The organism is Streptomyces sp. WMMB303 (assembly GCF_029351045.1).
Classification (GTDB): domain Bacteria; phylum Actinomycetota; class Actinomycetes; order Streptomycetales; family Streptomycetaceae; genus Streptomyces.
The window spans coordinates 5,069,409-5,088,507 of record NZ_JARKIN010000001.1 but is presented as its reverse complement, the minus strand read 5'-3'; the positions used below and the strand labels follow the sequence as shown (position 1 = coordinate 5,088,507).

16 protein-coding genes are annotated in these 19,099 nt (G+C 71.6%); 9 read left to right on the top strand and 7 right to left on the bottom strand.

Translation table 11 applies throughout. From position 1 onward, the window contains the following. Nucleotides 1-111 precede the first annotated feature (111 nt). Nucleotides 112-708, top strand: coding sequence for a MarR family transcriptional regulator (locus tag P2424_RS22365; protein ID WP_276477537.1), 597 nt, complete (start codon nucleotides 112-114; stop codon nucleotides 706-708). Nucleotides 709-785: 77 nt separating this feature from the next. On the opposite strand, the gene P2424_RS22360 is transcribed toward P2424_RS22365, so the two are convergent. Next, entirely contained in the window at nucleotides 786-5,597 is a 4,812-nt protein-coding gene (locus P2424_RS22360; RefSeq protein ID WP_276477536.1) for a DEAD/DEAH box helicase, read from the bottom strand. A 108-nt stretch (nucleotides 5,598-5,705) separates the two neighbouring features. On the opposite strand from P2424_RS22360, the gene P2424_RS22355 reads away from it, so the two are divergent. Genes P2424_RS22355 through P2424_RS22345 form a run of 3 tightly spaced genes read left to right on the top strand, consistent with a single transcriptional unit; the run spans nucleotide 5,706 to nucleotide 7,705 of the window. Continuing rightward, complete coding sequence (locus P2424_RS22355) at nucleotides 5,706-6,551, top strand: AraC family transcriptional regulator (protein WP_276477535.1); 846 nt, start codon at nucleotides 5,706-5,708, stop codon at nucleotides 6,549-6,551. 60 nt (nucleotides 6,552-6,611) lie between these two features. Next, nucleotides 6,612-7,403: an AzlC family ABC transporter permease gene (locus tag P2424_RS22350; protein ID WP_276479078.1), complete on the top strand. Its 792-nt coding sequence runs from the start codon at nucleotides 6,612-6,614 to the stop codon at nucleotides 7,401-7,403. Then, complete coding sequence (locus tag P2424_RS22345) at nucleotides 7,400-7,705, top strand: AzlD domain-containing protein (protein ID WP_276477534.1); 306 nt, start codon at nucleotides 7,400-7,402, stop codon at nucleotides 7,703-7,705. The genes P2424_RS22350 and P2424_RS22345 overlap by 4 nt, the downstream gene beginning before the upstream one ends. Before the next feature lie 81 nt (nucleotides 7,706-7,786). Here P2424_RS22345 and P2424_RS22340 read toward each other — a convergent pair whose 3' ends face one another. Beyond that, nucleotides 7,787-8,692 carry a hypothetical protein gene (locus P2424_RS22340; protein WP_276477533.1) on the bottom strand — a complete coding sequence of 302 codons (906 nt, stop codon included), beginning with the start codon at nucleotides 8,690-8,692 and terminating at the stop codon, nucleotides 7,787-7,789. A gap of 79 nt (nucleotides 8,693-8,771) precedes the next feature. Between P2424_RS22340 and P2424_RS22335 the strand changes: the two genes are divergently transcribed. The 4 genes from P2424_RS22335 (at nucleotide 8,772) to recX (ending at nucleotide 12,424) form a co-directional block, all read left to right on the top strand. Further along, nucleotides 8,772-8,966 (top strand): DUF3046 domain-containing protein, encoded by a 195-nt coding sequence (locus P2424_RS22335; RefSeq protein WP_075003397.1) that lies wholly within the window; start codon nucleotides 8,772-8,774, stop codon nucleotides 8,964-8,966. Nucleotides 8,967-9,009: 43 nt separating this feature from the next. Beyond that, nucleotides 9,010-10,293, top strand: a complete 1,284-nt coding sequence (locus P2424_RS22330) for an AI-2E family transporter (protein ID WP_276477532.1) — start codon at nucleotides 9,010-9,012, stop codon at nucleotides 10,291-10,293. 256 nt (nucleotides 10,294-10,549) lie between these two features. Further along, entirely contained in the window at nucleotides 10,550-11,707 is a 1,158-nt protein-coding gene (recA, locus tag P2424_RS22325; protein WP_276477531.1) for a recombinase RecA, read from the top strand. 3 nt (nucleotides 11,708-11,710) lie between these two features. Then, complete coding sequence (recX, locus tag P2424_RS22320; RefSeq protein WP_276477530.1) at nucleotides 11,711-12,424, top strand: recombination regulator RecX; 714 nt, start codon at nucleotides 11,711-11,713, stop codon at nucleotides 12,422-12,424. Between the two features lie 139 nt (nucleotides 12,425-12,563). Here recX and P2424_RS22315 read toward each other — a convergent pair whose 3' ends face one another. The 5 genes from P2424_RS22315 to P2424_RS22295 form a co-directional block, all read right to left on the bottom strand. Beyond that, on the bottom strand, nucleotides 12,564-14,249 hold the full coding sequence (locus tag P2424_RS22315; RefSeq protein ID WP_276477529.1) for an FAD-dependent monooxygenase: 1,686 nt from the start codon (nucleotides 14,247-14,249) through the stop codon (nucleotides 12,564-12,566). A 215-nt stretch (nucleotides 14,250-14,464) separates the two neighbouring features. Next, nucleotides 14,465-15,370: an amino acid ABC transporter permease gene (locus P2424_RS22310; RefSeq protein WP_276477528.1), complete on the bottom strand. Its 906-nt coding sequence runs from the start codon at nucleotides 15,368-15,370 to the stop codon at nucleotides 14,465-14,467. Further along, nucleotides 15,367-16,014, bottom strand: a complete 648-nt coding sequence (locus tag P2424_RS22305) for an amino acid ABC transporter permease (RefSeq protein WP_276477527.1) — start codon at nucleotides 16,012-16,014, stop codon at nucleotides 15,367-15,369. Before P2424_RS22305 ends, P2424_RS22310 begins: the two co-directional genes overlap by 4 nt. Nucleotides 16,015-16,175: 161 nt before the next feature. Then, nucleotides 16,176-17,087 carry a glutamate ABC transporter substrate-binding protein gene (locus P2424_RS22300; protein ID WP_276477526.1) on the bottom strand — a complete coding sequence of 304 codons (912 nt, stop codon included), beginning with the start codon at nucleotides 17,085-17,087 and terminating at the stop codon, nucleotides 16,176-16,178. A gap of 129 nt (nucleotides 17,088-17,216) precedes the next feature. Continuing rightward, the gene (locus P2424_RS22295; protein ID WP_075003392.1) at nucleotides 17,217-18,002 is read right to left on the bottom strand and encodes an amino acid ABC transporter ATP-binding protein; all 786 of its coding nucleotides are present in this window, start codon (nucleotides 18,000-18,002) and stop codon (nucleotides 17,217-17,219) included. 369 nt (nucleotides 18,003-18,371) lie between these two features. Here P2424_RS22295 and P2424_RS22290 point away from each other — a divergent pair, with 369 nt between their 5' ends. Next, nucleotides 18,372-19,097: a response regulator transcription factor gene (locus P2424_RS22290; RefSeq protein WP_276477525.1), complete on the top strand. Its 726-nt coding sequence runs from the start codon at nucleotides 18,372-18,374 to the stop codon at nucleotides 19,095-19,097. The last annotated feature ends 2 nt before the right edge of the window (nucleotides 19,098-19,099 follow it).

Here is a 19,099-nt window from a genome sequence, read left to right as displayed (position 1 = left end):
CTTCACCATCCCGGCTCCCCGGGACATATGCCCATGGTTGCAGGAGCCACCGACGGAAGCGGGGGAGAGCGGCGGGAAGTGCCGGACGATCACGGGATACGATCCGTGGCCATGGGGCAGTGGGGATATCAACGACAGCACGACGCGCTCGACGTGGACGGAGAGGCCGAGGCCGAACAGAGGGACGCGCTGGAGGGCGCGCGGGACTGGGTCGAGGACCATCTGGATCGCTGGCAGTCGGTGCTGCCCGACCTCAACCGCCATGTCGAAGGCGCTGTCACCCGGATGCAGTACCTCGCCGACCACCTGCGGCGGTCGGGGGAGCGGGCGCTGGCGGAGTGCGGACTGCGCCGGGAGGAGCACGAAGTCCTGCACCTGCTGGCCGGGAACGGCGGGCGGGCCGATCTCACCGGACTCGCCGTCGACCTCGGAACGGCGCCCAACGCCCTGTCCGAACTGTTGGCCGTGCTGGAGCAGCGGGATCTCGTGGCCCGCACCGCCACCGGCGGCCCCTCTTCGGAAGTCACCCTCACCGACGAGGGGCGCTCTGTGTGGCTGGCCGCCATCGAGACGGCCGCCGAGGAGGAGCGTCGCCTGTTCAGCGTCCTGGACTGGCACGAACAGCGACTGCTCGCCGGCCTTCTCCGGCAGATCATGCTGGCGACCGGCTCCGACAGCGAGTCCTCCGGGGCGTCCGGTCAGGAATGACCGGCGACTTCCGGGGGTGGAGGGAGGGCGCGGTCCAAGAGGCCCGGGCGGTCGGCGCGGTCGGCGACGACGCTCGGCTATCTCGCGCGCAGCCGCAGTCCGCGCGGGGTCGGATGGAACCCCGCGGCTTCCAGGGCGGCGCTCAACGGTGACGACAGCGCCGCCGTGCCGTTGACCCGCTCCACCGTGACGGTACCGAGCGCGCCCCGGCGCGCAGCCTCGGTGAGCGCGTCGACGGCGGCCACCACCTGCGCCGAGTCCGGTGGGTGCGCGGCTTCCGAGGTCGGCGCGGTCCCCGGATCCGCCGCAGCGCTCTCCGGCGCCGCGGGATCCCGCGCCCAGGCCAGCAGCGTCTTCCCGCCCCGTTCGACGTAGAGAGTCAGCGCGCCGTCCACCAGCACTACCAGCGCGCCCGCCTTTCGCCCCGGCTTGTGGGTGGCGCCGGGCGGAGGCGCCGGCCAGGGCAGAGCGGCACCGTAGGCGTTCGCCGGGTCGGCGGCCGCCAGCACCAGCGCACCCGCCCCGGCGGGGGCGCCGCTCCTGTGCGGCCCGCCGTACGCGCCGGGGACGCCGCTCTCCCGCTCGCGGGCCGTGCTGACCGCGCGCAGTCGGTCCACCGCGCCGTCCATGGCGAACTGCGCGGCCCCCAGCCCCTCGACCACGTAGCCCCGCCGCGCCTGCCCGCTCTCCTCGAAGGCGGACAGCACCCGGTAGGCGGCCGAGAACCCGCCCTCCACGCCCTCGGCGGCCACCGCGCCACGTGTCACCACGCCGTGCCGGTCCAGCAAGGTGCGCGCCAGCGCGTGTGCCCGATGCGTGGGTTCGCTTTCCGCGGCGGGCAGCAGCGACCAGCGTCCGGCCACGGTCGGTGGTGCGGCACCCGGTGGGCGCCCCGGCCCGCGACGGGCCGCACCGCTGCCCGCGGCGACGGCTGCCGCGGTGAACGAGCCGTAGCGCCCCCGCGGAGTGGGTCGCTTCGCGCGGTGCGCCGTCGAGCCCGCCGTACGCCCCGAGCCCAGCAGCGCGCGCAGTGGTGAGAGCGTGTCACCGGTGACCCTCCCCGACCACACCAGATCCCACAGGGCCTCGGTGAGCTGCGGATCGGTCGTCTCCGGATGCGCGGCCCGCGCGCGCTCGGCGATCTGCCGGAAGAACAGCCCGTAGCCTCCTTCCAGCGCTGTCAGCACTGCCCGGTGCACCGGAGTCAGCTCCAGCGGTTGCGGGGAAGGCAGCAGCAGCGGGGCGGCGTCGGCCAACAGGAGCGAGATCCAGCCGTCCTTGCCGGGCAGCGCTCCGGCACCTGCCCAGACGACCTCGCCCGAGGCGGTCAGCTCGTCCAGCAGGGGCGGTGCGTAGTCCGCGACTCTGCCGGGCAGTACCAGCTTCTCCAACGCGGACGCCGGAACGGGCGCCCCCTGCAATTGTTCCACCGAGCGCAGCAGCCCCTCCACCCCTCGCAGGCTGTTGGTGCGCACATGCTGCCACTGCGGCAGGAAAGCGGCCAGCGACTGCGGGGGGACCGGCTCCAACTCCTGGCGCAGCGCGGCCAGCGAGCGACGCCGCAGCCTGCGCAGCACCCCCGTATCGCACCACTCCTGGCCGATCCCCGAGGGGTGGAACTCGCCCTGCACCAGCCGCCCCACGGCCGCCAGCCGGTGCAGCGCGCCGTCCGCGACAGCCGTCCCGAGCCCGAAGCGGTCCGCCGCCTCGACGGAGGTGAACGGGCCGTGAGTGCGGGCGTAGCGGGAGAGCAAGTCGCCCAGCGGGTCCGCCACCGGCTCGGTGAAGGCTTCGGGAACCCCGACGGGCAGCGCCACCCCGAGCGCGTCCCGCAGCCGCCCCGCGTCTTCGATCGCCGCCCAGTGGTCCCGGCCCGCGATCCGCACCAGGACGGCGCGGCGGGCCGTCTCCAACTCTGCCGCCCAGCCCGGCTCGGCGCCGCGCTCGGCCAGTTCGTCCGGGGTGAGCGGGCCCAGCAGCCGTAGCAGATCGGCCACGCCCTCCACGTCCTTGAGGCGTCGGTCCTCGGTACGCCACTGGAGTTCCCGCTCCAGTTCCGCCAGCACGTCGGCGTCCAGCAGCTCCCGCAGCTCCGCCTGCCCCAGCAGCTCCGACAGCAGCCGCGAGTCCAGGGAGAGCGCGGCGGCCCGCCGCTCGGCCAGCGGCGAGTCGCCCTCGTACAGATACTGCGCGACATAGCCGAACAGCAGCGACCGGGCGAACGGTGACGGCTCCGGCGTGGTGACCTCGACCACGCGCACCCGGCGGGACTCGATGTCGCCCATCAGTTCCGTGAGCCCCGGGACGTCGAACACGTCCTGGAGGCACTCGCGCACGGCCTCCAGGACGATCGGGAAGGAGCCGAACTCGGCGGCCACCTGGAGGAGCTGGGAGGCCCGCTGGCGTTGCTGCCACAGCGGAGTGCGCTTGCCCGGGCTGCGGCGCGGCAGCAGCAGCGCCCGCGAGGCGCACTCCCGGAAGCGGGCCGCGAACAGCGCCGAATTGCCCACCTGGTCGGTGACGGTCTGCTCGACCTCGCCCTTGTCGAAGAGGACGTCGCCGACACCCAGCGGAGGCTCGTCCCGGTCGGCCGGGGCCTCCTGCCCGGGCGTGCGCGGCGGCCGCGCTTCCCCGTCGAACAGGTCGAGGTCCAGCAGTTCCGCGTCCGGCAGCCGCAACACCAGCCCGTCGTCGGCATGCATCACCTGCGCGTCCATGCCGTACCGCTCCGTCAGCCGGGCGCCGATGGCCAGCGCCCAGGGCGCGTGCACCTGGGCGCCGAACGGTGAGTGCACCACGATGCGCCAGTCGCCCAGCTCGTCGCGGAAGCGCTCGACGACGATCGTCCTGTCGTCCGGGACGTGCCCGGCGGCCTCGCGCTGCTCGGCCAGATAGGCCAGCAGATTGCCGACGGCCAGCGCGTCCATTCCGGAGGCCGCCAGCCGCTGCTCCGCCTGCTCGCGGGAGAGCGAGCCGATCTCCCGCAGAAAGGCGCCCAGGGCTCGGCCCAGCTCCAGCGGTCTGCCCAACTGGTCGCCCCGCCAGAACGGCAGCCGACCCGGCACCCCGGGTGCGGGAGTGACCAGGACACGATCCCGGGTGATGTCCTCGATGCGCCATGTCGTCGTACCGAGGGTGAAGACATCACCCACCCGGGACTCGTAGACCATCTCCTCGTCCAGCTCCCCGACCCGGCCGCCGCCCTTCTTCGGGTCGGCTCCGGCCAGGAACACCCCGAACAGCCCACGGTCCGGGATGGTGCCGCCGGAGGTCACGGCCAGCCGCTGCGCGCCCGGACGGCCGCTGAGTGTCTCGGCCACCCGGTCCCACACCAGGCGCGGGCGCAGCTCGGCGAAGGCGTCCGAGGGATACCGTCCGGCCAGCATGTCCAGCACCGAGATGTAGGCGGACTCCGGAAGTGCGGCGAACGGGGCCGCCCGCCGCACCAGAGCCAGCAGCTCGTCCACGTTCCAGGTGTCCACCGCGACCATCGCGACGATCTGCTGGGCGAGGACGTCCAGGGGGTTGGCGGGGATGCGCAGCGCCTCGATGGCCCCCTCGCGCATCCGCTCGGTGACCACGGCGGACTGCACCAGATCGCCCCGGTACTTGGGGAAGACCACTCCCGCCGAGACCGCGCCCACCTGGTGGCCCGCCCGACCCACACGCTGAAGCCCCGAAGCCACCGAGGGCGGCGACTCCACCTGGATCACGAGATCGACGGCTCCCATGTCGATGCCCAGCTCCAGACTGGAGGTGGCCACGACGGCAGGCAGCCTGCCCGCCTTCAGATCCTCCTCCACCTGGGAGCGCTGCTCCTTGGAGACCGAACCGTGGTGCGCCCGGGCGAGCACCGGGGGTGCCCCGGTGACCGCGCCCGCGTTGCCCATCAGCTCGGCCGGCGAGTGGTCCTCGGGCATGGGCTCGCCTGTGGCGCGTTCGTAGGCGATCTCGTTCAGCCGGTTGCACAGCCGCTCGGCCAGCCGCCGTGAGTTGGCGAAGACGATGGTGGAGCGGTGTTCCTGGATGAGGTCGGTGATCCGCTCCTCCACCGAGGGCCAGATCGATGGCGTGTCTCCACCTCCCGGACCACCGCCCGCGGTCCCGGAGGCGTCCTGAGCGGGGGAACCTCCCAGCTCGCCCATGTCCTCGACGGGCACCACGACCGAGAGGTCGAAGCGCTTGCCGGAAGGTGGCTGCACGATCGCGGCGTTCCTGCGGGGCGAGAGGAAACGGGCCACCTCGTCCACCGGCCGCACGGTGGCCGACAGGCCGATCCGGCGCGCCGGGCCGTCCAGCAGCTCGTCCAGCCGCTCCAGGGAGAGCGCCAGATGCGCACCCCGCTTGGTGCCCGCCACCGCGTGCACCTCGTCGAGGATCACCGTCTCGACGCCGGAGAGCGCCTCCCGGGCGCCGGAGGTCAGCATCAGGAACAGCGACTCGGGGGTGGTGATCAGGATGTCCGGCGGGCGCCGGGCGATCGACCTGCGCTCGGTCGCGGGGGTGTCGCCGGAACGGATCCCGACCCTGATCTCCGGCTCGGGCAGTCCCAGCCGCAGCGACTCCTGCCGGATACCCGTGAGAGGGCTGCGCAGATTGCGTTCGACATCGACGGCGAGCGCCTTCAGCGGCGACACGTACAGCACACGACAGCGCTTGAGCGGATCGGCGGGCGGCGGGGTGGCGGTCAGCGCGTCCAGCGAAGCGAGGAAGGCGGCCAGCGTCTTGCCCGAACCGGTCGGTGCCACCACGAGCGCGTCCGACTCCTCCGCCAGCGCACGCCAGGCACCCTCCTGCGCGGCCGTGGGCTCGCTGAAGGCACCCGTGAACCATGCACGGGTCGCCGGTGAGAAGGCGTCCAGCGCCGATGTCCGAGCCATGGTTCCCATCGTGCAGCACGGCACTGACACCGGCCCGGGGCCACGACCGGGAGGCAGGCGAGAGCCGCGCCGAAGCCGACACAACCCCCGCTCATCGGATCATCGGCGCGGAGGACAATGGGGGATATGACGCGGGAGGAGAGGGCGCACTACTGGCAGTCGCCGAAGCTGCCGGGAGTGGACCTGCTGCGAGCCCGCTACATCCGCAAGACCTTCGCCCGGCACACACACGAGACCTATGTGCTGGCCGCGATCACCGACGGAGTGGAGGCGTTCCACCACGGTGGCCGCGTACACCGGGTGGGCGCCGGAGGGATGGCGCTGATCAACCCGGACACGATGCACACCGGGCACGCCGGGACGCCCGAGGGCTGGTCCTACGAGGTGCTCTACCCCGATACGGCCCTGGTCGCCCGGATCGCCGCCGAGACCACCAGCCTCCGGGGCACCCCCGGATTCACCGTCGCGGCTGCCGACGACCCGGTCTCGGCCCACCAGGTGCGGGCCGTGCACCGAGCGCTCGACGAGGGCAACGCGCTCGCCGCCGACACCCACCTGCACGCGGTGGTCGCCCGGCTGCTGAAGCTGCACGGCGGCGTGCTGCCCGAACGCCCGGTCCGCCTCCCGGGGGCCCGGTACGCGCTGCGGGCCCGCGCGCTGCTGGAGGAGCGGATGGCCGACCCGCCCTCCCTGGAGAGCCTCGCCGCCGACCTGGGGACCAGCCCCTTCGCCCTGCTGCGCGCCTTCCGCCGGATGTACGGGATGCCGCCGCACACCTGGCTGACGGACGCGCGCGTGCAGCGGGCGCGCGCCCTGCTGGACGCGGGGCTGCCGGTCGCGGAGACGGCCACGGCCGTCGGCTTCGCCGACCAGTCCCACCTGACGCGGCACTTCGGCCGGATCGTCGGCGTACCGCCCGGCGCCTACCGGCGGGGACGTGCAAGAACGTACAAGAACGGATGAGCTCCGGTTCCCTAACGTGACCGTGTGCCACAGCGGAGAGAAACCCTCGACCAACCGGAGATGCCGAGCACCTCCGCACCCCCGGAAACCACCGGCGTACCGAGCGCACCGGGGGACACCACAGCGGAGAGCCCGCGCGACGACCGTGCTGTCGTACGCGACGCACTGGGCGTCGGCGTCGCCGTCGGACTCTCCGGCTTCGCCTTCGGCGTGACGGCCGCCGGTGCGGGCATCTCCCTCGCCCAGACCTGCGCCCTGAGCCTGTTCGTCTTCACCGGTGCCTCGCAGTTCGCCCTCGTCGGCGCGCTCGCCGCCGGGGGCGGGCCCCTGACCGCCGCTGCCGGTGCCTTCTTCCTGAGCTTCCGGAACGCCTTCTACGGGCTGCGGCTCTCCCCGCTGCTCGGGCTGCGCGGGAGTGTGCGGCCGGCCGCCGCGCACTGGGTGATCGACGAGACCTCGGCCGTCGCCCTGGCGCAGCGCGGACAGCACGCGGTCCGGCTCGGATTCACCGTCACCGGAGCGACCCTGTTCGTGCTGTGGAACCTCACCACCCTGATCGGCGCGCTGGGCGCCGGAGCCCTGGGGGACACGGACACCTGGGGGCTGGACGCGGCCGGCCCTGCCGCCTTCCTCGCCCTGTTGGCGCCCATGCTCCGCGCCGGTCGGGAGCGGGCGACAGCAGCTGTGGCCGTCATCCTGGGGCTCGGGCTGCTCCCGGTGCTGCCGGCCGGGGTGCCGGTGCTGGCGGCCGCAATGGCGGCACCTCTCGTGCTGCTGGTGTACAGCAGGCCGCTGTCCCGTCGGCGTGCGGTGCGGGAAGCGGAACGGAACGCGACAGAGGAGACACGATGAGCGTGTGGATCGCCATAGGGGCCACCGCCCTCGGCTGCTACCTGGTGAAGCTGCTCGGTCTCTCGGTACCCGCGGGAGTGCTGGAGCGGCCCCTGGTCCAGCGGCTGGCCGCGCTGCTGCCCGTCGCGCTGCTCGCGGCACTGATCGCGCAGCAGACCTTCGCCGACCAGGTGTCGCTGGTGCTCGACGCCCGCGCCGCCGGGCTCGCCGCTGCCGCTGCAGCACTGGCGGTGCGGGCGCCGTTCCTGGTGGTCGTCGCCGTCGCGGTGCTGGTCACGGCAGGCGTACGGGCGCTGGGCTAGCCCGTCGGATCCCGCGGGGCTCGCGCGGTCCGAGCAGCACGCGCGCGCCGTCGCTTCGGAGGACGACTGATCGGAGCGCGTTCACAGCCGACCGTAGGCACGCAGCGTGCGCAGCGCCTCCAGCGTGACCTGCGGACGCCCCTCCAGTGCTGTCCCCGGCGCCCAGTGGGGCCGGTTCACGTCCCAGCCGCCGTCGTCCCGCCGGCGGCTGACCAGGTGGTCGAGTGCGCGCTCCAGCTCCACGTCGGAGAACCAGCGCCGGGCGGGCGAGCGGGGAGAACGCGCGAAGTCGGTCGGGTAGTGGTACTCGGCCGGCGTGTACCCCTTGGGGAGCGGGAAATCCGCCCTGCGGCCCGGGTCCGTCACGACAAGGCGCTGCTCGCGCACCAGCGTCCCCAGACGCTCCGCTGCGGCCTCGGCGCGCGGCCGGTCGGGGACGCCCTCCAGGAAGGCGAGCGCCGCCCGCACCTCGTACGGATGGGTCTTGCCCAGGGACTCGACGGTGTTCCAGCAGTAGTCCGTCGCGCGGAACAGCCATGCGTGCCACACGTTGTTGCGGTGCAGGGTGCCGACTACCGGACCGGTGGCCAGCAGGTCGCCCGGGGGCGCGTCCACGACCGGGAACCAGGGCGCTGCCGGACAACCTCGCAGCGAGGGATGCACGGCGGGCAGCGCGCCCTCCCGGGTGGAGACCGCCGTCAGATAGCGGCCGATGCGCTCCACCCGCTGCCCGGCGCAGCGCCCGATGCTGTCCAGGATCCGCACGGCGGCGGCAGTGTGCAGCGGCTGGCTCACCGGGCCGCGCAGATCCGGGTCGAGTGCGTGGCCGTAGCCGCCGTCGCTGTTGCGGTAGGCGTCGAGAGCCGTCTCGACGGCGCCCGGATCGCCGTCCAGGAAGTCGTGCGCGAATCGGCGCTGCTCCAGGACGCGCGCCGTCAGCCAGATGAAGTTCTCCGCACGGGAGAGGACCGATCCACAGGGAGCCATTCCCCGACGGTAGGCCCGCGCGCCTCCGGGGGCCGGCCGGTCGGGGAGAGCCGCCCCCTGAGGGCTGGATACTGGAGTCATGCGGTTGACGGACTTCTGGCAGCGGATGGCGGAGCACTTCGGCGAGTCGTACGCCGACTCCTTCGCGCACGATCATGTGATGTCCGGTCTGGGCGGGCGGACGGTGCACGACGCACTCGCCGCGGGCTGGGACGCGAAGGACATCTGGCGCGTGGTGTGCGACGTCATGGAGGTCCCCGCGCACAAGAGGTGAGTCGTTTACCGGACGCCGTCTCCGCGGGCGCGAAACTTGCCTGGTGGGTGCACCAGGCGACGGCGACGGGCAGCGGGACGGTCGCGCCGGGGGCGGAGCCGGCTGCGGCGGCCCGGCGGGCAGCAGGGGAGCCGGCTCGGGTGAGCCGCCCGGGGCGCGGTCCGCCGGCATGCCGCGCTGGCTGCCCCGGGCCTTCGTGCTCGCGCTCGGTCTTGTCGCCGCCTATCAGATCCTCTCCTGGGCCTTCCTACGTGTCCTCGGGCTGCTGCTGGACGTGCTGATCGCGTTCTTCCTGGCGTTGGCCATGGAGCCCGCCGTCGCCGGTCTCTCCCGGCGCGGTGTGCGGCGCGGCCCGGCCACCGCGCTGGTCTCCGTGGTCCTTCTGGCCGCCGCGGCGGGGTTCTTCGGGGCGCTCGGCTCGCTCTTCGTCGAGCAGGTCAGCCGCATCGTGGAGAACCTGCCCCGGTATGTCTCCGACGTACTCCGCTGGAGCAACGCCCACTTCCACACCGACCTGGACGTCGACAGGCTCCGCTCGCGGGCCATCCACTCCGACTGGGCGCGCGGATTCCTGCGCAGCGGAGCGCGGAACGTGTGGGGAATCTCCGCCACCCTGCTGGGCGGGGTCTTCCAACTCCTGACGGTCGCCCTTTTCACCTTCTACTTCGCCGCCGAGGCTCCGCGTCTGCGGGTGGCGCTGTGCTCGGTGCTGCCGCCCGCGCGGCAGGCGGAGGTGCTGCGGGCCTGGGAGATCGCCGTGGCCAAGACCGGGGGGTACCTCTACTCGCGGGCTCTGATGGCGCTGATCTCCGGCGGTGCGCACTTCGTCTTCCTCGAACTGCTCGGTGTGCCCTACGCCGCCGCACTGGCGGTCTGGGTCGGGGTGGTCTCGCAGTTCGTGCCCACCGTCGGCACCTACATCGGCGGAGCACTGCCGCTGCTGATCGCGTTCACCGTGGACCCCTGGACGGCCTTGTGGGTCCTGGCGTTCATCGTGCTCTACCAACAGCTGGAGAACTACGTCCTGCAGCCGCGTATCACGGCGCGGACCGTGGACATCCATCCGGCCGTCGCCTTCGGCTCGGTGGTCGCCGGAGCCTCGCTGCTGGGGGTCGTGGGCGCGCTGGTCGCCATCCCCGCCACGGCGACGCTCCAGGGGTTCCTCGGTGCGTATGTGAAGCGCTACGACGTACCGGGCGACGCTGACGCGCCGCGTCTGCGGCGGCGGAGGGGGCGCGGGGGAAATGAGGGGCTCGGGAGGCACGAGAGGCATAGGAGCCGCGAGGGTCGTGAGCGAAGCAGCCGGTGGTGGCGTCGCGGCCGGTGAACGCGGTGGATCGACGACGGCGCCATGCTCGGGTCACCGTCATATCGGCGTTCTCATCTGCGGTTCTGCGGGTTTTCCACAGGCGTGCGGGGCGACTTGACGCAAAAATCGAACATCGATTCTTATGGAGTCTCCGGCGAGCACGCCCGCTCAGGCCACGGCCCAGTGAGCGCGGGTCCGGACCGATTGTCAGTGGCAGCCGCTAGCGTCGTGAGACGTGAAGCGATCGACTCAAGCAAACAACCGGGTGGCACCCATGGCAGGAACCGACCGCGAGAAGGCGCTCGACGCCGCGCTCGCACAGATTGAACGGCAATTCGGCAAGGGCGCCGTGATGCGCATGGGCGAGCGGCCGAACGAGCCGATCGAGATCATCCCCACCGGGTCGACCGCCCTGGACGTGGCCCTCGGCGTCGGCGGCCTCCCGCGCGGTCGTGTGGTCGAGGTCTACGGCCCGGAGTCCTCCGGCAAGACGACCCTGACCCTGCACGCGGTGGCCAACGCGCAGAAGGCGGGCGGCACGGTGGCCTTCGTGGACGCCGAGCACGCGCTGGACCCCGAATACGCCAAGCGCCTCGGCGTCGACACCGACGCGCTGATCCTCTCGCAGCCGGACAACGGTGAGCAGGCTCTCGAGATCACCGACATGCTGATCCGCTCCGGCGCGCTGGACCTGATCATCGTCGACTCGGTCGCGGCGCTGGTGCCCCGGGCCGAGATCGAGGGCGAGATGGGTGACTCCCACGTGGGCCTCCAGGCCCGGCTGATGAGCCAGGCGCTGCGGAAGATCGCCGGTGCGCTGAACCAGTCCAAGACCACCGCGATCTTCATCAACCAGCTCCGCGAGAAGGTCGGCGTGATGTTCGGCTCGCCGGAGACCACCACAGGTGGCCGCGCGCTGAAGTTCTACGCCTCGGTGCGGCTCGACATCCGCCGCATCGAGACCTTGAAGGACGGCACCGACGCCGTCGGCAACCGCACTCGCGTCAAGGTTGTCAAGAACAAGGTGGCGCCGCCCTTCAAGCAGGCCGAGTTCGACATCCTGTACGGCATGGGCATCAGTCGCGAGGGCGGCCTGATCGACATGGGTGTGGAGAACGGCTTCATCCGCAAGTCCGGAGCCTGGTACACCTACGAGGGCGATCAACTCGGCCAGGGCAAGGAGAACGCCCGCAACTTCCTGCGGGACAATCCCGACCTGGCCAACGAGATCGAGAAGAAGATCAAGGAGAAGCTGGGCATCGGCGTACAGCCGCAGGATCCGGCCGGCGAGCCCGGCACCGACGCCGCGGACAGCAGCCCGGCAGCCCCTGCGGCGGACAGCGGCACCGACCCGGCCAAGAGCGTTCCGGCTCCGGCGGCCAAGGCGGCCAGGACGAGCAAGGCATCCAAGGCCGCCGCGGCCAAGAGCTAGCCCGTGACACGGCGCAGCGACTGGCCGGAGTACACACTTTCCCCGGAGCCGCCCTCGGCCTCCGCCCGCTGTGGCGACGGCCTGTCGGCGGACATCCAGGACAGCGATGGTCCCGCTCCGTCGAGGGCCGAAGCGGGACCATCGCGTGCGTCGTCCCGGAACCGGGGGCGAGGCTCGGACGAGCGGGGGCCCGGGGCGGAGGCCGAGCCGAAGGACCCGGTGGAGCGGGCCAGGGCCATCTGCCTCCGACTCCTCACCGGCACGCCCCGGACGCGACGGCAGCTTGCCGACGCGCTCCGCAAGCGAGAGGTGCCCGAGGAGGCGGCGGAAGAGGTGCTGGCCAGATTCGAGGACGTCGGTCTCATCGACGACGCCGCGTTCGCCGCCGCCTGGGTGGATTCCCGGCACCACAGCAGAGGTCTGGCCCGCAGAGCGCTCGCCCGGGAACTGCGTACCAAGGGGGTGGATTCCACCGTGATCGACGAGGCTGTCGGCCGGCTCGACTCCGACTCCGAGGAGGAGACGGCGCGCGCCTTGGTGGCGCGCAAACTGCGCTCCACCAGAGGGCTCGACCGGGAGAAGCGCCTTCGGCGACTCGTCGGCATGCTGGCCCGCAAGGGGTACTCCGAGGGTCTCGCGCTCCGGGTGGTCCGGCGGGCACTCGAGGAGGAGGGCGAGGACTCGGAGATACTCGACGAGTATCTCCACGGTTTGTGACGGCGATGAACGGGCCGGACAGCGGGCCGGTCGGCGCTCCGGCAGCGCACCGCAACCAGGTGCTCTCGCACCTGCCATGCCGGGCTCGGGCAGCGCACCGTGCGCCACCCGACGCCGCGCAGGCGGAGAGCACGTGGGCTCACGTGTGCGCGCCCCCGCGCACCGCTTCCGCGCAGGCTCGCAGCGCGTGCGGACGTCCCGCGGGGAAGGCCGCCGCGAGATGGCCGTCCGCGCGAATCGCCAGCACCGTGTGCGCCGCCGTCTCCGGGTAGCTCTCGGTGACCAGCAGCGTCGCGCGCAGTGGCAGCTCCGCTACGGCGGACGCCAGTTCGGGCATCATGCCTGCCGACAGCCAGTGTTTGCTGTCCCATACGCCGGTGCCCGGAGCCACCAGCAGCACCAGGAGCTCTCCGCCCCGCCCGCCCAACCAGTCGTGCAGCGCGCCGCGGGAGCCGTCCGCCGCCGTGACCGCGACGTCGGACACGGGAGCACCGGGAGCCGTTCCCACCGACACTGTTTCAGACTTCAGACGCGGAGATGTCAACGGCGTGCGGGCGTAGGTGGGGGGCGCGCCCAGCAGCCCGCGCCCCAAGTGGCCGTCGGTGAGCAGCCCCAGACGGGAGCGCGTGCCCCCGCCCGGGAGCAGCGCCCGCAGCCCGCCCCCGCGCCGTACCACGGGCAGCGTCTGGTCGACGGCGTGCAGCCGGGCGGCCACGGCACCCCGTCGTTCCGTCTCGTAGCTGTCCAGCAGGGTGTCCGCCGCCGCGCCGTGACCGTGGTGCCAGGCCAGTGCGATCTTCCAGGCGAGGTTCGCCGCGTCCCGTAGCCCCTCGTCGACGGACTGCACCCCCAGCGCGCCGGTCAGATGGGCGGCGTCCCCGGCGAGGAAGACCCGTTGGACGCGCCAGTGCCGGGCCAACCGCTGGTGGACGGTGTGGACGCCGGTGTCCACGAGTTCGTAGGGGCCGATTCCGCCGCCCGGGCCGGGTTCCGGCTGCCCGGAACCGTGTCCGCGCCCGCCCCCGGTCCTGCCGCGACCGGGCGCGAGGGTGCTCACCGACTCCTCGGACCAGACGGCGAGGGTCTCCGCCACCCGCTCCAGCATCTCCTCGGGGGTGACCAGCTCGCCGCGCGGCGGCAGCAGCCAGTCCAGCCGCCAACGCTCGTCGGCGAGCGGGCGGGCGGTCACCTCTCCCGGCGCTCCGTCCGGGTCGCGGTGCAGCAGCGCACTGCCCACGTCGGCGGCGCCGCGTCGGCCGTCCGCTTCGTAGGCCCTCTCCTCCCACGGCAGTCGCACCCGCAGTGCGGCGACCGCGTGCCGTTCGACCGAGGTGCGTCCCGGGAAGCGCACTCCGAGCAGCTTGCGGACGGTCGAGCGTGCGCCGTCGCAGCCCACGGCGTAGCTGCCGCGCCACCAGGTACCGGAGGGGCCCCGGGTGTGTGCGGTGACCCCGTCGGCGTCCTGTTCCAGCAGGTCCACATGGCTGCCGGTGACGATCCGCGCCAGCTTCTCGTCCGCCAGTGCGCTGCGCAGTGTCCGCTCCAGCGCGTGCTGCTCGATGTGCAGCGGCGCCTGCTCCGGAGGCAGGTCGACCCGCTCGACCGGCTGCGCGCGGCGCCGGGTGCGCCAGGAGCGCCAGCGCAGTCCGGGCAGCGCGGGCAGGACGGCAGCGGTGTCCGGCCGCAGCAGGCAGGTGCGGGCCGCGCGGGCTGCGGGGATGCCGTCGGTGGAGTCCAGGACGAGGGAGGGGACGGCGTGGCGGGCGAGGGCGAGGGACAGGGCGAGGCCGGCCGGACCCGCCCCGACGACGATCACCGGGTCCACGGTGCGGAGACCTCACTGCCCTGGTGGTGCTGACGGGGGCCGGGGTTCTCCGATGGTGGAGCCTGGTGCGCGATCACGCTGGTATGCAACCCATTGCCTGAGCATGCGTCAAGTGAGGCCCTGGGGCGCCGGGACGGCCTGTGGCTCGGGTGGGTGCCCTTGCCACAGGCCGTCCGGGGGGCGGCGGCGTGCGGATCAGCCGGTCGGTTCTCGGGTCACTTCGACGGCGGTCGGCCGCTGCCCGGGCCGTTCGTCTCGGGCGCTGCGGGGGCCGCGGCCTCCTCGAGCTCCTTCGCCTCGGCAGGCACGATGCCGGCCTTGGAGCGGCTGCCGCGCTGCTCGACGAACTTCGCGAGCCACGCCAGGGCGAGACACAGCGAGATGTAGATGGCGCCGAAGACGATGACGGTCTGCACTGTCGGATAGACGCCGCCGACGGGGGTGTTGTTGGCGATCAGGCGGGCCGAGTACAGCAGCTCCGGGTAGAGGATGATGTAGCCCAGCGAGGTGTCCTTGAGGGTGACCACCAACTGGCTGATGATGGACGGCAGCATGGCGCGTACGGCCTGCGGGAACAGCACCGAGGCGGTCACCTGCGTCTTGCGCAGCCCGAGTGCGTAGGCCGCCTCGACCTGGCCCTTGGGCACCGAGTTGACACCGGCACGCAGCACCTCGGCCTGGACGCAGCCGTTGTAGATGGTCAGGCCCAGCACGAGCGCCCACATCGGGGTCATGTGGCCGAGGATGCCCACCCACAGTGCGAAGATCGTGATGAGCAGGGGGATCGACCGGAACAGGTCGATGAAGACGACCGCCACCCAGCGCACCGGCTTGTGGTCGGACAGCCGGGCCACGCACAGCAGCACCGCGAAGACCAGGGAGAAGACGCCCGCCAGCGCGAACACCTTCAAGGTGGACATCAGGGCGTCGAGGATGTTCTCCCGGATGCCCGCGTAGTTGAAGATGTCCCACAGCTCGCCTTCGAACTGCCCCTTGTCGTAGAGCCGGTAGCAGACCCAGGCGATCAGGGCGGCGAGACCGATGCTGCCGACGACCGAGTAGACGAGGTTGCGGAAGCGCGCCTTCGGGCCGGGCGCGTCGAACAGGACGCTCGCGCTCATCGGGCGACCTCCAGACGGTTCTCCAGCAGCCGGAAGAGGCCGTTGATGGCGTAGGTGATGATCAGATAGCCGAGGGTGATCCAGATGAAGATCACTGCGATGTCGTAGCCGTCGTTGCTCAGTGTCTTCTGGATGTTGAACAGATCGACGTTGTCGAAGGCACCGGCGACCGCGGTGTTCTTCGTCAACGCGATGAATATGCTGCTCAGCGGGGGTACGACCGAGCGCGTGGCCTGGGGGAGCACCACGATCCGCATGGTCTGGGTGAACGTCATACCGATGGCGCGGGCGGCCTCCGCCTGACCCATCGGGACGGTGTTGATGCCCGAGCGGACGGCCTCGGCGACGAAGGACGAGGTGTAGAAGCCGCAGGCGCAGACGGCCAGGACGAAGGAGTCGACGCCCGGGAAGAGCACCTTGGGCACCACGAAGAACGCCACCAGGAACAGCAGTGTGAGCGGGGTGTTCCGCAGCACGTTCACCCACAGGGTGCCGAAGATGCGCAGCGGAGGCACCGGCGAGACCCGGAAGCCGGCGATCAGCAGTCCGAGTACGACGGCGAGCAGCGCGCTGACGACCGTCAGCCACAGGGTGCCGAGGAATCCCTCGCGGAACAGCGCCAGGTTGTCGAGCAGTACGTTCATGAATTCTCCGCGAGGAGTCGCGTAGGGACGGCGGGAAGGGCCGGGCCGGTCACCCGGCGGTCACCCGCCGGGTGCGAGGCACCGGGAAGGGCGGGCGGTGCGCCCGCAACACCACGCCCCGCCCCGCGCGGCACCGGCGCCGGGGAGCGGGGCGTGCGGCATCACTTCTCGGTGATCTCGGGCGGCGTCTTGAACTTGGAGCCGGACTTGCCCAGCGTCGCGTCGTACGCCTTCTTGTAGTCGCCGTTGTCCTCGTGCTTCTTGATCGAGTCGGCGACGGCCTTCTGCAGCGCGGCGTCGCCCTTCTTCAGGCCGACGCCGTAGGGCTCGTCGGAGAAGGGCTTGCCGACGACCTTGAGCTTGCCGGGGTTCTGCGCCGCGTAGCCCATCAGGATCGCGTCGTCCGTGGTGACCGCGTCGACCTGGCCGTCGAGGAGCTGCGAGACGCACTCGGAGTACTTGCTCAGCTCGGTGACCTCGGCGCCGTACTTGGGCTTCTTGATGACCTGCAGCGGCGTCGAGCCGACGATGGAGCAGACCTTCTTGCCCTTGACCGACTCCGGTCCGGTGACCTCCTTCTCGTCCTTGCGGACGAGCAGCGAGGCGCCGGCGTGGAAGTACGGGCCGGCGAAGTCGATCTGCTTCTTGCGCTCGTCGTTGATCGTGTAGGTGCCGATCATCAGATCGACGTCGCCCTTGGAGACCGTGGTCTCACGGGCGCCGGAGTCGACCGTCTTCCACTCGATCTGCTTGGGCGTGAAGCCGAGATCGGCCGCGATCATCTTGGCCATCTCGATGTCGAAGCCGGAGTACTTCTTGGTCGACTGGTCCTGGAAGCCGAGGTAGGGCTGGTCGGCCTTGGCGCCGATGACGATCTTCCCGCGCTTCTGGGCCTTCTTGAGGACGGCCGAGTCGACCTTGACGTCCTTGGCGACCTCGTAGGTGGGGAGCGCCTTCTCGTCCGTCTGGTCCTTGGGCTTGTCGCCCGCGGAGCCCTCTTTGCCACCGCAGGCCGCGGTGGCGGCGAGAGCCAGTACGGCGGCTGCCGCCGCGGCGGTCTTGTGGAACTTCATAGTGAACATCCCTTGCTCGGAAAGTCGTTGGCCCGGTGTGCCGAAGCGCTGCCCGTCCGGCTGTGCGCTGCTGCCGAAGCGGGCGGTGGGTACGGGGTCATACGGGGTCACATGGCAAGCGGTGAAAGCTCAGTGGTGCAGGATCTTCGAGAGGAAGTCCTTGGCGCGGTCGCTGCGCGGGTTGCTGAAGAACTGCTCGGGGGTGGCTTCCTCCACGATCCGGCCGTCCGCCATGAAGACCACGCGGTTCGCCGCCGAACGCGCGAATCCCATCTCATGGGTGACGACGACCATGGTCATTCCGTCCCGGGCCAGTTGCTGCATGACCTCCAGGACTTCATTGATCATCTCGGGGTCGAGGGCCGAGGTCGGCTCGTCGAAGAGCATCACCTTCGGGTCCATCGCCAGAGCCCGGGCGATTGCGACGCGCTGCTGCTGGCCGCCGGAGAGCTGGGCGGGGTACTTGTCGGCCTGGTTGCCGACGCCGACCCGGTCCAGCAGCGCGCGGCCCTTCTGCTCCGCCGTCTGCTTGTCCGTCCTGCGGACCTTGGTCTGGCCCAGCGTGACGTTCTCCAGCACCGTCTTGTGCGCGAAGAGGTTGAAGGACTGGAAGACCATGCCGACGTCGGCACGGAGCTTCGCCAGTTCCCTGCCCTCCTCGGGCAGCGGCTTGTCGTCGATCGTGATGCTGCCCGAGTCGACGGTCTCCAGCCGGTTGATGGTGCGGCACAGTGTGGACTTGCCCGACCCCGAGGGGCCGATGACGACGACGACCTCGCCGCGCGCGATGGTCAGGTCAATGTCCTGGAGGACGTGCAGCGCACCGAAGTGCTTGTTGATGTTGTCCAGTACGACCAGCTTGTCGGTCGCGGGCTCGGGACCGCCTGCGTCCTTGGTCACCGATACTTCGCTCATCGACGTCCAGCTCCGTCCTCGTCGGTTGCGAGGACCTTAGTGAGCGGCTGCGAGGAGCGTCATCACATCTGAGCTGAAATTGAGCATAACGATCCGGCCGCACCCCGGCAGACTGGGTATAGAGGGCAAGAGGGGGCCGATCGGTTCTCCCACCATGCCGCCGCGGCTCGCCCGGCCCGGCCGGGCCCGCCCGGGTCCGGGTGGCGGCCCCGGCGGCGGTCGGCGTAGCGGCCGCCTGACGGTCGTCGTACCGGCTGTATAACGGATGTCCGCGCGGTACCGGTGAGCCCTTGACTCACCTGCGCCGATCAGCGTGGATGCACTGTTGGACTCGTTCGCCGGAGGCGGTGGGAGAACAGGAGGTGCCCGGTGAAACTGCTGCTCGTCGAGGACGACGACCGCGTGGCCGCGGCGCTCTCCGCGGTGCTGGCGCGGCACGGCTTCGAGGTCACCCATGTACGCAGCGGCGCCGAGGCGCTCCAGGAGCTCCTCGTGGGCGGTCAGGAGGGACCCTGCTTCGCCGTCGTCCTGCTCGACCTCGGCCTGCCCGACCAGGACGGCTTCGAGGTGTGTGGCCGTATCCGCCGCACCAGCTCCACCCCGGTGATCATGGTGACCGCGCGCGCCGATGTGCGCTCCCGTATACACGGCCTCAACCTCGGCGCGGACGACTACGTGGTCAAGCCCTACGACATGGGAGAGCTGCTGGCCCGGATCCACGCCGTCAGCCGCCGCACGGCGGTCGAAGAGACGCCCCCGCCCGGCGAGCGCACCGCCTCCCAGGGGCCGGACGAGAGCGGCACGCTGCGGCTGGGCGCCGTGACCATCGAGTTGCCCACCCGGCAGGTCCGGGTGGACGGCGCACCCGTACCGCTCACCCGCAAGGAGTTCGACCTGCTGGCGCTGCTGGCCCAGCGGCCCGGTGTCGTCTTCCGGCGCGAGCAGATCATCAGCGAGGTCTGGCGGACGAGCTGGGAGGGCACCGGGCGCACCCTGGAGGTGCACGTGGCCTCGCTCCGCTCGAAACTGCGGCAGCCGACCCTGATCGAGACGGTGCGCGGGGTGGGCTACCGCATGACCGCCCGGGCCGACTGACC

Excerpts from the sequence above, each read along its gene's own strand:
- P2424_RS22365 (WP_276477537.1), top strand. The coding sequence starts at position 112 with ATGGGGCAGTGGGGATATCAACGACAGCACGACGCGCTCGACGTGGAC.
- P2424_RS22360 (WP_276477536.1), bottom strand. The coding sequence starts at position 5,597 with ATGGGAACCATGGCTCGGACATCGGCGCTGGACGCCTTCTCACCGGCG.
- P2424_RS22355 (WP_276477535.1), top strand. The coding sequence starts at position 5,706 with ATGGGGGATATGACGCGGGAGGAGAGGGCGCACTACTGGCAGTCGCCG.
- P2424_RS22350 (WP_276479078.1), top strand. The coding sequence starts at position 6,612 with ATGCCGAGCACCTCCGCACCCCCGGAAACCACCGGCGTACCGAGCGCA.
- P2424_RS22345 (WP_276477534.1), top strand. The coding sequence starts at position 7,400 with ATGAGCGTGTGGATCGCCATAGGGGCCACCGCCCTCGGCTGCTACCTG.
- P2424_RS22340 (WP_276477533.1), bottom strand. The coding sequence starts at position 8,692 with ATGGCTCCCTGTGGATCGGTCCTCTCCCGTGCGGAGAACTTCATCTGG.
- P2424_RS22335 (WP_075003397.1), top strand. The coding sequence starts at position 8,772 with ATGCGGTTGACGGACTTCTGGCAGCGGATGGCGGAGCACTTCGGCGAG.
- recA (WP_276477531.1), top strand. The coding sequence starts at position 10,550 with ATGGCAGGAACCGACCGCGAGAAGGCGCTCGACGCCGCGCTCGCACAG.
- P2424_RS22310 (WP_276477528.1), bottom strand. The coding sequence starts at position 15,370 with ATGAGCGCGAGCGTCCTGTTCGACGCGCCCGGCCCGAAGGCGCGCTTC.
- P2424_RS22305 (WP_276477527.1), bottom strand. The coding sequence starts at position 16,014 with ATGAACGTACTGCTCGACAACCTGGCGCTGTTCCGCGAGGGATTCCTC.
- P2424_RS22300 (WP_276477526.1), bottom strand. The coding sequence starts at position 17,087 with ATGAAGTTCCACAAGACCGCCGCGGCGGCAGCCGCCGTACTGGCTCTC.
- P2424_RS22295 (WP_075003392.1), bottom strand. The coding sequence starts at position 18,002 with ATGAGCGAAGTATCGGTGACCAAGGACGCAGGCGGTCCCGAGCCCGCG.